The sequence below is a fragment of the Pseudomonas moraviensis subsp. stanleyae genome (genome assembly GCF_036283065.1).
GTDB classification, from domain to species: Bacteria; Pseudomonadota; Gammaproteobacteria; order Pseudomonadales; family Pseudomonadaceae; genus Aquipseudomonas; species Aquipseudomonas stanleyae.
Window position 1 is genome coordinate 94,770 of record NZ_JAADJI010000002.1, and the last position, 13,943, is coordinate 108,712.

Sequence of the window (13,943 nt, forward strand, 5' to 3'; positions counted from 1 at the left end):
AATACTGGGACTTTGTCCCGCGCGCCGATTGGCGTAAACTGCGCCCAAGCCTGCGAGGAGTTTTTATGACCGCTATTACCATTACCGACGCCGCCCACGATTACCTGGCTGATCTGCTCTCCAAGCAGAACACCCCGGGCATCGGCATCCGCGTCTTCATCACCCAGCCTGGCACCCAGTACGCCGAAACCTGCATTGCGTACTGCAAGCCGGGCGAAGAAAAACCCGAAGATACTGCGCTGGGGCTGAAAAGCTTCACCGCCTACATCGATTCCTTCAGCGAAGCGTTCCTGGATGACGCCGTTGTCGACTACGCCACCGATCGCATGGGCGGCCAGCTGACCATCAAGGCGCCGAACGCCAAAGTGCCGATGGTCAACGCCGACAGCCCGGTCAACGAGCGCATCAACTATTACCTGCAAACCGAGATCAACCCGGGGCTGGCCAGCCACGGCGGTCAGGTCAGCCTGATCGATGTGGTCGAGGACGGCATCGCCGTGTTGCAGTTCGGCGGCGGTTGCCAGGGCTGCGGCCAGGCTGACGTGACCTTGAAGGAAGGCATCGAGCGCACCTTGCTCGAGCGCATTCCGGAGCTCAAGGGCGTTCGCGACGTGACCGACCACACGCAGAAAGAAAACGCCTACTACTAAGGCGTTCGCTGCGTGTTGAAACGGTGTTGTGGCGAGGGAGCTTGCTCCCGCTTGACTGCGTAGCAGTCACAATTCAGGCGACGCATTTACCCGTGATGAATGGGTTGTCTGATTTTGGGATCGCTGCGCGATCCAGCGGGAGCAAGCTCCCTCGCCACAGTTGTTTTCAGGGTCTGTAGAGGTGCGCATGCCCGGCGCGATACAGCGATGACTCGCTGAACACCTCACTGCCCAGTACCCGCCCGACCAGAATCAGCGCCGTGCGCCGAAAACCTTTGGCTGCGACCTTCCCGGCAATGTCCGCCAGCGTTCCCACTACCCAATCCTGATCCGGCCACGTCGCACGATGGATCACCGCAATCGGGCAATCCGCGCCGTAATGCGGCAACAGTTCAACCAGTATCTTCTGCAGATGATTGACCCCCAGATGAATCGCCATGGTCGCGCCATGCTGCGCCAGGCTGGACAGTTCTTCGCCGGCCGGCATCGCAGTTTTGTCGGCGTAACGGGTCAGAATCACGCTTTGCGAGATGTCCGGCAGGGTCAACTCGGCGCCCAGCAGCGCTGCGCATGCCGCCGTAGCCGTGACGCCCGGAATGATCTGGAAAGGAATGCCGAGCTCACGCAAATAGCGAATCTGTTCACCAATCGCCCCATACAGACTTGGATCTCCGGAATGCACGCGGGCGACATCCTGGCCTTTGGCATGGGCGCTCTTCATCAGGTCGATGATCTGTTCCAGGTGCAGTTCAGCACTGTTGACGACGGTTTCGGCCTTATGACCTTCCAGCACCGCCGGGGGTACCAGCGAACCGGCATAAATGATCACCGGGCAGTTGCGGATCAGCCGCTGGCCTTTGACAGTGATGAGTTCAGGGTCGCCGGGGCCGGCGCCGATGAAGTAAACGGTCATCGTTGGATCCTTGAGAAGAGGCGCAGCCGCACTTCAGATGAAGCGTGCTCATGATCGATGGCGGGAATTATCGGGGTTTATGCAGCGCCGGCCAATGCCAGCGTGGCCTGGGCATATTTCTGCCGGGGAATCAGCAGCTTCGCCGGCGCCTGAATCAGTTGCTCGGCAAGCGCCAGCGCGGCGCTTTCCGCCACGCCGTAGCAACCGGTGCGTTCGAAAGCGATCTGCGAGTGATGGCTGAGCTGCGCCTGATAAGCGGCCAGTTCGGCACTGCTGAAATACTGCAATGGCAGATTCAACTGGCTGGCCAGTTCCAGCAGCCCCGGTTCGTCGCGCTTCAGATCAATGGTGGCCAACGCCTTGACTGTTCGCAGTTCGATGCGATGCGCCTGCAATGCCTGATCGAGTAACGCGCGCAGCGTGCTGGCCGGACAGCCGCGCTGGCAGCCGAAGCCAACAACCAGCGTCGGCGCTGCGCGGTCATCGGTCATGCCGGATAGTGCCCTGCGCTTTTGCGGCGAAACAACCACGCACTGATCAGGCCCAGAGCCAGCCAGAACGCGACGTTGGTCAGTTGCGAAGCAATTTTGAACTGGGTTTCCAATGCCTCTGGAGCGAGCATCGAATGCACCTGCGGTTGCGGCGCGCCGATCAGATGGGGCACGGCGAGAATCGCCACACCGAGAATCTTCATCAACCAGTGACGGCTGAAAGCGATCAGTGCCAGACCGACAGCGGTCGAAGCAGCGGTGCCAATCCACCATATTTGTCGTGATGCCAGATCGGCAGCTGCAGTGCCCGGCAATTCAGGTGGCAGCCCCAGCGTCGGCGCGAGAACGAACGTGGCGTAACCGGCCAGACCCCAGAGCAGACCTTGCGAGGTTTTCGTTGGCGCTCGCAGGGTGTACAGGCCGGCGAGCATCAAGGCGAAACCCACCGCCACCACCAGATTGCCGCCAGTGGTCGAAGCCACGCGTTGCCAGCCATCTTCCGGCTCCCAGGCCTCGGCACTGTGGCTGTGGGCGGCGGTTCCAGCGGCGTGTTCGTGGACTTCGACGACCGGTTCGGATTTCTCGAAGGTTTCGGCCCGAAGAATCAGTGGCGAAACCCAGAAGCTCTGCAGCAAGGTCAGCAGCAGGGCGGCCAGCAGGCCAGTGAAACCTGCAGTTTGCGCGATACGCTTGATCATCTCTGCAGGCCTCAGTGGCACGGGAATGCGGCGCTGTGGCGGGTATCGTGAGCGGCGTTGTGCACCGCTTCGATGTGCGAGAAACCGGCGAACCACACCAGGCTGGCACCGAGAATCGAGGCGAAGAGGGCGGCAGCCACGCGTTGGCCCAGGGTGGTGGTGCTGGAGATGTGGTCAGTGTGGCTGACGGTATTGCTGATGATCGACATAGCGCTTCCCTCTGAAATGTCAGCGGGTGAATAGAGCGCATGAAAATCCCTGCGAGCCGGGCACGCAGGGATTTCGAACAGCGCCCGCCCACCGCGGGTTTGTTTGTGGTCAGCGGCGTGTACGCGCGCTGGGTGTTGCGGGCCGGTCTCCGGGCTCACGAGGGGTTGGCCTGGGGGCCGACCTGCAAGCGTCACCTTCCCATGCTTGAGCACAGTGGATTTGACGCTTCGCTCGCTTACCGTTGCGGGGGCAGCACCGGACTGACATGGCTTTGAGTAAAGCACATGATTCACCGGTTTCCCGTTTCACCCTGTGAAGGGCACCCGTAACAAGGTGGGCAGGAGAACATGGGTTTGGGTTTTTAGTCAATTTCCGGGGAGTTTTCGGTGCTGCGAGGGGGGCATTTTTTTTGATGTTTTTGTGTGTATATCCGTTGCTGCGGTAACGGCTGCTCAGGGTTCCGCCCTGACGGCGGGTCACCTTTTCCAAACGCCGAAAAGGTAACCGAAAAGGCTTGCTCCTGCGTTCGGCCCTCGCAGGCTCGGGTTCCTTCGCTGCGGGATCGATCCGGGCGCATCGCCTCCGGTTTGCTTCGCTGCACCTCCTCTCGATGTGTTTGGCTGCGCCAAACGGTCGCTGCGCTCCCACGCCCGGATCAATCCCTCCGCTCAGCCTTCCGAAGTCGCCCGTGGATCAAGATCAAGATCAAGAGCACTCGAGCTAACGCTCATTGTTGAGTGGTGAAGAGCGTGTGGTCTGCTTTGGATCTGCGTTGGATTCGCCCCTCACCCCAGCCCTCTCCCGAGGGAGAGGGGGCCGATTTGCGGGCTTTTCAGAATCTGCATCGACTCGGTATCGCAAGTCGGCATATTTCGCCTAAACACCTCGGTCAGTCCCCTCTCCCCCTGGGAGAGGGCTAGGGTGAGGGGCTTTTGATCTTCTGCATATTTGCATTCGACTCGGTATCTCAGGTCGCGTACTTCGCCTGTACAACCCGGTCAGTCCCCACTCCCTCCGGGAGAGGGTTACGGTGAGGGGCTTTTGATTTTCTGCATATTTGCATTCGACTCGGTATCTCAGGTCGCGTACTTCGCCTGTACAACCCGGTCAGTCCCCTCTCCCTCCGGGAGAGGGCTAGGGTGAGGGGCTCTTGATCTTCTGCATATTTGCATTCGACTCGATATTTCAGGTCGGCGTACTTCGCCTGTACAACCCGGTCAGTCCCCACTCCCTCCGGGAGAGGGTTACGGTGAGGGGCTTTTGATCTTCTGCATATTTGCATTCGACTCGGTATCTCAGGTCGGCGTACTTCGCCTGTACAACCCGGTCAGTCCCCACTCCCTCCGGGAGAGGGTTACGGTGAGGGGCTTTTGATTTTCTGCATATTTGCATTCGACTCGGTATCTCAGGTCGGCGTACTTCGCCTCTACAACTCGGTCAGTCCCCCCTCCCTCCGGGAGAGGGCTAGGGTGAGGGGCTCTTGATCTGGCTTTTGCTTTGCTTCGGCTTTTGATCTTCCGCCCCTTCGGCAGGCTTCGTTACGGGATCGAACCGGGCGTGGGAGCGCAGCGACCGTACGACGCAGTCGTACACAGCGGGAGGAGGTGCAGCGGAGCAAACCGGAGACGCTGCGCCCGGATCGATCCCGTAACGAAGGTACCCCGAGCCCCAGCGAGTGGGCCGTACGCCGGGGCAAAGCCTTTTGCTTACTTTTCGGCGTTTGGAAAAGTGAGTCGCTGTAAGAGCGAAACCATAAGAAGCCGTTACCGCAGCAACGGATATACCCCCAGTTTCAGACTCACCGACCATTGACCCACGACGGACCCATGCGTAGCCTTGCGCTTTCGAGGTTCTTCGGCACGCGCCGAAGCTAAGAAGGGAACGCGGTCAAAGCCGCGGCTGCCCCCGCAACTGTGAACGGTGATGTTCGTTGCCACGCCACTGCCAGCTCAGCCATGAGCCAGCGGGAAGGCGCAATGAACGCCAGGCCCCCCGCCTGAACACCGTCAGCCAGGAGACCTGCCTCGTCACAGATTCTCACTACAACCGGGCGGGGTGATCCGGTGGCGAATGCTTCCGGCGTGCACGCGCGATGCCGGTTCTCGTCCCGTATGCCCGCCGCTTGCCAAAGGGCATACCGATGAAAACACTGGCCAAACTCCCCGTCACCATCGTCACCGGTTTCCTCGGTTCGGGCAAAACCACGCTGCTGCGACACATGCTCGACAACGCTCAGGGCCGGCGAATCGCGGTGATCGTCAACGAGTTCGGCGAGCTGGGCATCGACGGTGAAATCCTCAAGCAATGCACCATCGGCTGCACCGAAGAAGAAGCCAGCGGCCGCGTCTACGAATTGGCCAACGGCTGCCTGTGCTGCACGGTGCAGGAAGAGTTCTTCCCGGTAATGCGCGAACTGGTCGCCCGTCGCGGTGACCTCGATCACATTCTCATCGAAACCTCGGGTCTGGCCCTGCCCAAGCCGTTGGTGCAGGCCTTCCAGTGGCCGGAAATTCGCAGTGCCTGCACCGTCGACGCAGTCATCACCGTGGTCGATAGCCCGGCCGTCGCCGCAGGCACGTTCGCCGCGTTCCCGGATCAGGTCGATGCGCAGCGCAAACTCGATCCCAACCTCGATCACGAATCGCCGCTGCACGAGCTGTTCGCCGATCAACTGGCCAGTGCCGATCTGGTCATCCTCAACAAGGCCGACCAGACCAGCCCGGAAGATCTGGCTCGCGTGCGCGCAGAAGTCGCAGAAGAACTGCCGCCAGCGGTGAAAATCGTCGAAGCCAGCAACGGCCGTCTGCCGCTCGACGTGCTGATCGGCCTCGGTGCCGGTTCCGAGGAACACATCGACAGCCGCCACAGCCACCACGACCATCACCATGACGGTGATGATGACGACCACGATCACGACGCCTTCGATTCGATCTCCCTCGAACTGCCGCAAGCCGACGAAAGCCTGCTGCTCGATGCGCTGACGCAATTGGTGGTGCAGCACGGCATCCTCCGCGTCAAAGGTTTTGCGGCGATTCCGAACAAGCCGATGCGCCTGTTGATCCAGGGCGTGGGCACGCGTTTCGACAAGCATTTCGACCGCCAGTGGGGTGTCGAAGAAGCGCGAGTCACGCGTCTGGTGTTGATCGGTCAGGAACTCGATGCCGCTCAACTAGAAGCGCAATTGCACGCTGCGCTCAGCGTTTAAGCCATGCACCTGCTCAGGACCCAGCCCGGCGGATTCGTCTCGGATGACAACATTGCCGACCTCGGACAAACCCCCGCCGAGCTGGTGATCCTGTGCAGCGGCGATTCCAGCCTGGCGCTGCTCGCCGAGGCTGCGCAGCAATTGCCGGATGATTATCCGAGCCTGCGCCTGGCCAACCCGATGCAGGTGCAGAATCATGCCTCGGTCGATCTGTACGTGGATGAAGTGCTGCGCCACGCCAAGGTCATTCTGATTTCCCTGCACGGCGGCATCGCTTATTGGCGCTACGGCGTCGAGCGGCTGGTCGAGTTGTCCGAACGCGGTGTGCAACTGATTCTGGTGCCCGGCGATGACCGCCCGGATCCCGAGCTCAGCGACTTGAGCACGGTCAGCGCCCAAGCACGTGATCGACTCTGGCAATTCCTGCGTCAGGGCGGCATGGGCAATGCGCTGGATTTCTTCCGGTGCCTGGGCAACCAATGGTTCGCCCGCGATTACCCGTGGAGCGAGCCGCAAACGCTGCCGCGCACGGCGATTTATCACCCACAGAAAAACAGCGCCGCCCTGAGTGACTGGCAAGCCGAATGGCTGCCCGATCAACCGGTGGCGGCGCTGCTGTTTTATCGCTCGCACTTGCAAGCGGCGAACACGGCGTTCATCGATGTGTTCTGTCAGCGTTTGCAGGCTGCCGGGCTCAATCCGCTGCCGATCGCGGTGGCCAGTCTGAAAGAACCTGGCTGCCTGTCGGTGGTTGAGGATTGGCTCGATGAGGTCGAGGCCGGGGTGACTCTCAACACCACCGGTTTTGCTCAATCGAGCCCCGAAGCACCGCACCTGCGCCCGTTTCGTCGCAACATTCCGGTGATTCAGGCGATCTGCGCTCAGGACAACGAGCCCGGTTGGCGCGACAGCGAGCAGGGCCTCGGGCCGCGGGATCTGGCGATGCATATTGCTCTGCCGGAGCTTGACGGACGTATCATCAGCCGGCCGATCAGCTTCAAGGATCTGGCCTGGCGCAGCGAGCGCAGTCAGTCCGATGTGGTCTGCTATCGCGCCCAACCCGAACGCATGGATTTCGTCGCCGAACTGGCGCGGCGCTGGGTTGATCTGGCGCGCGTGCCGAACGGCGAAAAACGCATCGCGCTGATCCTCGCCAACTACCCGACTCGCGACGGTCGTATCGGCAACGGCGTCGGCCTCGATACGCCGGCGGCGGCGCTGAATATCCTGCGTGCATTGCGCGACCAGGGTTATCAGGTCACGGCCGAGTTACCGGATAGCGGCACCGCGCTGATTCAGCAACTGCTCGGCGGCGTCAGCAATGACCTCGACAGTCTCGACCTGCGCCCGTGCCAGCAGAGCCTGGCGATGGACGATTACCTGGCAATGTTCAAGGCGTTGCCGGAAGCGAATCGCGTCGCGGTGCAAGAGCGTTGGGGTTCGCCAGACAAAGATCCGATGTGCCGCGACGGTCGCCTGATGATCGCCGGGTTGCGGTTCGGTCTGACCTTCGTCGGCATCCAGCCGGCACGCGGTTATCAGGTCGATCCGAGCGCGGTGTATCACGACCCGGATCTGGTCCCGCCGCACGGCTATCTGGCGTTCTATTTCTGGTTGCGCAACACCTACGGCGCTCACGGCGTAGTCCATGTCGGCAAGCACGGCAACCTCGAATGGCTGCCGGGCAAAGGCGTCGGCCTTTCCGAGAATTGCTGGCCGGACGCGCTGCTCGGGCCGCTGCCGAATATCTATCCGTTTATCGTCAACGATCCGGGCGAGGGCGCCCAGGCCAAGCGGCGCACGCAAGCGGTGATCATCGACCACCTGATGCCGCCGCTGACCCGCGCCGAAACCTATGGGCCGCTGCGCAATCTGGAGTTGCTCGCCGACGAATACTACGAAGCGCAACTGCTCGATCCGCGCCGTGCTCGCGAGTTGCAGCGCGACATTCTGCAACTGGTGCGTGACACGCAAATCGACCGCGAATTGCAACTGGATGCCGCGCTGGACAGCGATGCCGATGCGGCAATCTGGCTGCCACGTCTGGATACTTATCTGTGCGATCTGAAGGAATCGCAGATTCGCGATGGGCTGCACATCTTTGGCGAATCGCCGAGCGGGCGCTTGCGCATTGACACGTTGCTGGCGTTGCTGCGGATCCCGCGCGGTGACGGCAAGGGCGCGCGGTCGAGTCTGTTGCGGGCGTTGGCCAAGGCGTTTGAACTGGGCTTCGATCCGCTGGATTGCACATTGGCCGATCCGTGGAACGGCCCGCGACCGAGCGAGTTGCAGACGATCAGCGATGAACTCTGGCGCACCACCGGCGACACCCGCGAACGCCTCGAACTCTTCGCCACCGAGCTGATCTCCCAGACACTGAATTTCCCCTGTGGGAGCGAGCCTGCTCGCGAAGGCGTCGGGACAGGCAATTCAGTTTTGAATGACACACCGCTTTCGCGAGCAGGCTCGCTCCCACAGGGGCCAGGGTGGTCTGATGTGAATGAGATCATCCAGTCCCTGCGCCAAGTCGTCGCCCCGCGCCTCGACGCCTGCGGCCCGGCCGAAATGCGCGGTCTGCTCGACGCCCTCAGCGGTCGCTTCGTCCCGGCCGGCCCCAGCGGTGCACCCAGCCGTGGCCGCCTCGACGTGCTGCCCACCGGGCGCAACTTCTACTCGGTGGACGTGCGCAATCTGCCGACGACCACCGCGTGGCGCATCGGATTCCAGTCGGCCACGCTGATTCTCGAGCGACACCTGCAGGATCATGGCGACCACCTGCGCCAACTCGGCTTGTCCGTGTGGGGCACTGCGACCATGCGCACCGGCGGCGATGACATTGCCCAGGCCATGGCGTTGATGGGCGTGCGTCCGGTCTGGGCTACAGGCAGTCAGCGCGTGGATGATTTCGAGATTCTGCCGCTGAGTCTGCTCGATCGCCCACGGGTCGACGTGACGCTTCGGGTCTCGGGTTTCTTCCGTGATGCGTTTGCCAATCTCATCCGCCTGTTCGACGCCGCCGTGCAAGCGGTGGCCGCGCTGGACGAACCGGACGACTTGAATCCACTGGCCGCCAAGGTGCGCGCCGAACGTCAAGCTCTGTTGCAAGCCGGGATGGATGAGGACACAGCACGGCGTCAGGCCGGCTGGCGCATCTTCGGCGCCAAGCCGGGAGCGTACGGCGCCGGTGTGCAAGGCGCGATCGACGGGCGCCTGTGGCAGACCCGTGAAGATCTCGCCGAGGTCTACCTGAACTGGGGCGCCTACGCTTATGGCGGCGCAGACGAAGGCACCGCCGCCCGCGAGCAATTCAGCCAGCGCCTGAGCCAGGTGCAGGCGGTGCTGCAAAATCAGGACAATCGCGAGCATGACTTGCTTGATTCAAATGATTATTACCAGTTCCAGGGCGGCATGCTCGCTGCGGTGGAAAGCCTGCGCGGCGAGGCTGCGGCCAGTTATCACGGCGATCACAGCCAGCCGGATCTGCCGAAGATTCGTACCTTGAAGGAAGAGCTGAACCGCGTAGTGCGTTCGCGGGCGGCCAATCCGAAGTGGATTGAAGGGGTCAAGCGTCACGGCTATAAGGGCGCGTTCGAACTTGCCGCAACGGTTGATAATCTGTTCGCCTTCGATGCGACGACGCAGCTGATCGACGATCATCAATATGCCTTGCTGGCGGATGCCTATCTGCTCGATCCGGCGACCCGGGATTTTGTCCGTGAGAATAATCCCCATGCGCTGCGCGACATGACTGAACGCATGCTCGAGGCGCAGCAGCGGGGGATGTGGCAGGAGCCTGGGGCTTATAAAGAGGCGCTGGAGAATTTGCTGTTGGATATCGAGGAAGATATGTAGGCGCTAAAAAGCTACCCTCACCCCAGCCCTCTCCCGGAGGGAGAGGGAGCAAATCTTCAGCGCTGTCGAAGTTTGCGTCGACCCGATACATCAGGTCGACAGCACTCGAGAGAACACCACGGTCGGTTCCCTCTCCCTCTGGGAGAGGGCTAGGGTGGGCAACAATTGACACACCGCGATCTAAAAAGCACCCACGACCACGAAAGAGAAAACCCAAATGAACGACACCCCGCATTTCCCGCTCTCCGCCGTGGTCGGCGCCGATGACTTGAAGCTTGCTCTGTGCCTGACCGCCATCGACCCGAAGATCGGCGGTGTGCTCATCGAAGGTCCGCGCGGCATGGCCAAGTCGACACTGGCCCGGGGTCTGGCGGATCTGCTCGCCAGCGGCCAGTTTGTCACCTTGCCGCTGGGTGCCACTGAAGAGCGCCTGGTCGGCACCCTCGATCTCGACGCAGCCCTGAGCAACGGTCGCGTACAATTCTCCCCCGGCGTATTGGCCAAGGCTGACGGCGGCGTGCTGTACGTCGATGAAGTCAATCTGCTGGCCGATCATCTGGTCGACCTGCTGCTCGATGTTGCCGCCAGCGGCACCAACCTGATCGAGCGCGACGGCATTTCCCACAGGCATTCGGCGAAATTCGTCCTGATCGGCACCATGAACCCGGAAGAGGGTGAGCTGCGGCCGCAACTGCTTGACCGTTTCGGTTTGAATGTCGCCCTCAACGGTCACACCGCGCCCGCCGAGCGCGGGCAGATCATCCGTCGGCGGCTGGATTTCGACAGCGATCCGCAAGCCTTCTGCGCGCAATGGGAAAGCGCGCAACAAATCTTGCGCTCGCGCTGTGAAACCGCGCGCGAGCGCTTGGCCGACGTCCCGCTGGACGATACGGCACTGGCGCTTATTACCGAGCGTTGTTTCGCCGCTGGCGTCGATGGCTTGCGCGCCGATCTGGTCTGGTTGCGCGCGGCTCGCGCCCATGCCGCGTGGCGTGGCGCGGATGCGATTGCTGAAGAAGATATCGACGCGGTGGCGGAGTTTGCCCTGCGCCATCGCCGTCGCGAGCAACCCCCGACGAGCGCTGAGCCCTCTGGGCAATCTCCCTCAGGCGCACAGAACAAGCCCAGTGAAGGGCAGGGCCAGTGGGGCGAGATGCCGGCAACAGCGCAAGCCACCGGCGCCCGTCGCGAAGTCCCGAGCTGGCCGCCGCTGGCAAAAAAGCCCTAGGCATTCGCCCCCGATCCGACGCGGGGGCGAATGCCAGACCCCGCGCCGGGCAGCTCGATAATGGCCGTCAGGGCCAGCGGCAGTCAGCCAGCAGCGGTTCGGTGAACTGGCCGGGCACGCTGCTCAATGGCCGCCCTCAGCGCCGCGCTGATCTGCTGTTTCAACAGCGCACCCGTTCGCCCCATGAAATCTGGCTGGTGATCGTCGACGCCTCGGCCTCGACCCGTCGCCATCAGGCTTTGAGCGATGCCAAGGGCCTGCTCGCGCAGCTGTTCGACGACGCTTACCGTCAACGGGCGCGATTGGCCTTGCTGACGGCCAGTGGCGCTGCGCCAAAGTGGCAAGTGCAAGGTTTGAAGGCATCCAGTGGCCTGCGGCTCTGGCTCGACAATCTGGGCGCCGGCGGCGGCACGCCGTTGCTCGCGGCACTGGAGCAGGCGCAGCAATGGCTGACGCTGCGGCGCAAGCGCTTTGCCGCCGAACAGCAGCGCTGCCTGATCGTGACCGATGGTCGGGTGGAAGACCAGTCGGCTCTGCCAGCGTTGGTGTGCCCCGGATTGCTCATCGACATCGAGCGCGGGCCGATTCGACTGGGCCGGGCGAAGGAACTGGCGACAGCGCTGCAAGCGCAGTATCGGCACATCGATGAGCTGGGTTTGCGCTGAAATCCGCCGCACTGCTCAAACCCTGTGGGAGCGAGCCTGCTCGCGAAGGCGTCTTCACCAACGCTGAAAATCTTCGATTCGTACAGATTTTGAAATGATTTGCCGCTGTGGAGCGGACCCTTCGACCCTGTACGCTCCAAGGCCATTTTTCATTCAGGATTTACATGAGCACCCTCTCGGAGCCTCCCAGTCAGCACTCTCCAGCGCGCCTTCGTGCGGTCTTGATCCATTCGCAGCATTCCGTCTTCCGACTCCCGACTATGGTTGTTAACGCGGCTCTTGAGCCTTCGCGTTGCACTTTGCCGTGTCCGGCTGCCTGAATTCACTGCAGAGAGATAGAGACGTTTTATGGAATGGTTAGCGGATCCCACGGCCTGGTTAGGCCTGTTGACTCTGATCGTGCTGGAACTGGTGCTGGGTATCGACAACCTGGTGTTCATCGCAATTCTCGCCGACAAACTGCCGCCGCATCAGCGCGATCGCGCGCGGATCATCGGCCTGTCGCTGGCGTTGATCATGCGTCTGGGCTTGTTGGCGAGTATTTCCTGGCTGGTCACGCTGACGCAGCCGTTGTTCGAGGTGTTCGACAAGAGCTTCTCCGGCCGCGACCTGATCATGCTGTTCGGTGGTGTGTTCCTGTTGTTCAAGGCCACCATGGAATTGCACGAACGCCTCGAAGGCCACGTCGGCGAGCGCTCGACCAATGCCACCTATGCGTTGTTCTGGCCGATCGTGGCACAGATCGTAGTGCTCGACGCGGTGTTCTCCCTCGACGCGGTGATTACCGCCGTGGGCATGGTCGATGAACTGGCGGTGATGATGATCGCGGTGATTATTTCCATCGGCCTGATGATCGTTGCCAGCAAACCGCTGACCCGCTTCGTCAACGCACACCCGACTGTAATCATGCTGTGTCTGGGCTTCCTGATGATGATCGGTTTTGCCCTCACCGCAGAAGGCCTGGGCTTCCATATCCCGAAAGGTTATCTGTACGCCGCGATCGGGTTCTCGATCCTCATCGAAGTGTTCAACCAGATCGCCCGGGCTCGGCGCAAACGTTCGATGCAGGGCTTGCGGCCCATGCGTGAGCGCACGGCCCATGCAGTGATGCGCTTGCTCGGCGGGCGCAAGCTGGCGGTGGAGGAGGTCGGCGAGGAGATTTCCGACCTGCTCGACAACGGTGAGGCGCCGGTTGCCGAGCTGTTCGACCGCCGTGAGCGGGTGATGATCAGCGGCGTGCTGCAACTGGCGGAACGGCCGATCCGCAATCTGATGACAGTACGCGCCGACGTAGACCTGATTGATCTTGCCGATGATGCCAAGAGCATTCGCACAAAGTTGATGCACTCGTCCTACTCGCGCTTGCCGTTGATTCGCGATGGCGCAGTGGATGAACCGCTGGGCTTCGTACACAAAAAGGAACTGCTCAAGGAGTATCTGGCCGGCAACGAGCCGAACCTCGAGCATCTGGCCCGCAAGACGCTCAATCTGCTCGACAGTTATTCGATCCTCAATGCGCTGGAGCAGATGCGTGCGGCATCGACGCACATTGCCTTCGTGGTCAATGAGTTCGGTGACTTTGTCGGTGTGCTGACCATGACCGACATCCTCGAATCGATCGCCGGCGAGTTACCTGATGCCAGCGAAATCGAAGGCCCGGACGTGGTCGAAGAGCGCGGCGGATTCCTCGTCAGTGGTGCGCTGCCCTTGGCACGAGTGCGCCAGCGCACCGGCTTCGGTGCCGAGCCGACCGAGGACTATCAGACCATGGCCGGGCTGGTCATGAGTCTGCTGGATCGGTTGCCGATGACGGGTGACCGACTGGAATACGAGGGCTGGCAACTGACCGTCAAAGCTGTCGAAGAGCGGCGGGTGACGCGGGTGTTGCTGGAGAGAGCTGCCGCGTAATACTCGCGCTTTTTTTACCAGCTGTGCCGGCCTTTTCGCGAGCAGGCTCGCTCCCACATTGCAACGCGGTTCGATGTGGGAGCGAGCCTGCTCGCGAAGGCGATTTGGCATGCACTTCACATC

Annotated in this window: 10 protein-coding genes and 2 riboswitches; of the genes, 6 read left to right on the forward strand and 4 right to left on the reverse strand. The window is 61.7% G+C overall.

The features are described 5' to 3' along the window. The first annotated feature begins 65 nt into the window (after positions 1 to 65). Positions 66 to 650, forward strand: coding sequence for a Fe-S biogenesis protein NfuA (gene nfuA, locus GXB78_RS02920; protein WP_003225494.1), 585 nt, complete (start codon positions 66 to 68; stop codon positions 648 to 650). Positions 651 to 816: 166 nt separating this feature from the next. On the opposite strand, the gene cobM is transcribed toward nfuA, so the two are convergent. The 4 genes from cobM to GXB78_RS02940 all read right to left on the reverse strand — a co-directional run bounded on the left by cobM (position 817) and on the right by GXB78_RS02940 (position 2,961). Then, positions 817 to 1,563: a precorrin-4 C(11)-methyltransferase gene (gene cobM, locus GXB78_RS02925; RefSeq protein WP_329514089.1), complete on the reverse strand. Its 747-nt coding sequence runs from the start codon at positions 1,561 to 1,563 to the stop codon at positions 817 to 819. Between the two features lie 77 nt (positions 1,564 to 1,640). Beyond that, positions 1,641 to 2,054, reverse strand: coding sequence for a cobalamin biosynthesis protein (locus GXB78_RS02930; protein WP_329514090.1), 414 nt, complete (start codon positions 2,052 to 2,054; stop codon positions 1,641 to 1,643). Beyond that, positions 2,051 to 2,752 (reverse strand): CbtA family protein, encoded by a 702-nt coding sequence (locus tag GXB78_RS02935; RefSeq protein ID WP_329514091.1) that lies wholly within the window; start codon positions 2,750 to 2,752, stop codon positions 2,051 to 2,053. The genes GXB78_RS02930 and GXB78_RS02935 overlap by 4 nt, the downstream gene beginning before the upstream one ends. 11 nt (positions 2,753 to 2,763) lie before the next feature. Further along, a complete protein-coding gene (locus GXB78_RS02940) occupies positions 2,764 to 2,961 on the reverse strand; it encodes a CbtB domain-containing protein (RefSeq protein ID WP_101159413.1) in 198 nt (65 codons plus the stop codon). A gap of 123 nt (positions 2,962 to 3,084) precedes the next feature. Next, positions 3,085 to 3,304: riboswitch (cobalamin riboswitch) on the reverse strand. A 1,488-nt stretch (positions 3,305 to 4,792) separates the two neighbouring features. After that, positions 4,793 to 5,003: riboswitch (cobalamin riboswitch) on the forward strand. A gap of 99 nt (positions 5,004 to 5,102) precedes the next feature. Here GXB78_RS02940 and cobW point away from each other — a divergent pair. From cobW to GXB78_RS02965, 5 genes are all read left to right on the forward strand, one after another. Beyond that, entirely contained in the window at positions 5,103 to 6,167 is a 1,065-nt protein-coding gene (cobW, locus tag GXB78_RS02945) for a cobalamin biosynthesis protein CobW (RefSeq protein ID WP_329514092.1), read from the forward strand. Between the two features lie 3 nt (positions 6,168 to 6,170). Further along, the gene (gene cobN, locus GXB78_RS02950; protein ID WP_329514093.1) at positions 6,171 to 10,019 is read left to right on the forward strand and encodes a cobaltochelatase subunit CobN; all 3,849 of its coding nucleotides are present in this window, start codon (positions 6,171 to 6,173) and stop codon (positions 10,017 to 10,019) included. Positions 10,020 to 10,236: 217 nt separating this feature from the next. After that, positions 10,237 to 11,247, forward strand: a complete 1,011-nt coding sequence (locus GXB78_RS02955) for an ATP-binding protein (RefSeq protein WP_329514094.1) — start codon at positions 10,237 to 10,239, stop codon at positions 11,245 to 11,247. Beyond that, on the forward strand, positions 11,220 to 11,912 hold the full coding sequence (locus tag GXB78_RS02960; protein ID WP_329514579.1) for a vWA domain-containing protein: 693 nt from the start codon (positions 11,220 to 11,222) through the stop codon (positions 11,910 to 11,912). Before GXB78_RS02955 ends, GXB78_RS02960 begins: the two co-directional genes overlap by 28 nt. A gap of 348 nt (positions 11,913 to 12,260) precedes the next feature. Next, positions 12,261 to 13,820 (forward strand): TerC family protein, encoded by a 1,560-nt coding sequence (locus tag GXB78_RS02965; protein WP_329514095.1) that lies wholly within the window; start codon positions 12,261 to 12,263, stop codon positions 13,818 to 13,820. The last annotated feature ends 123 nt before the right edge of the window (positions 13,821 to 13,943 follow it).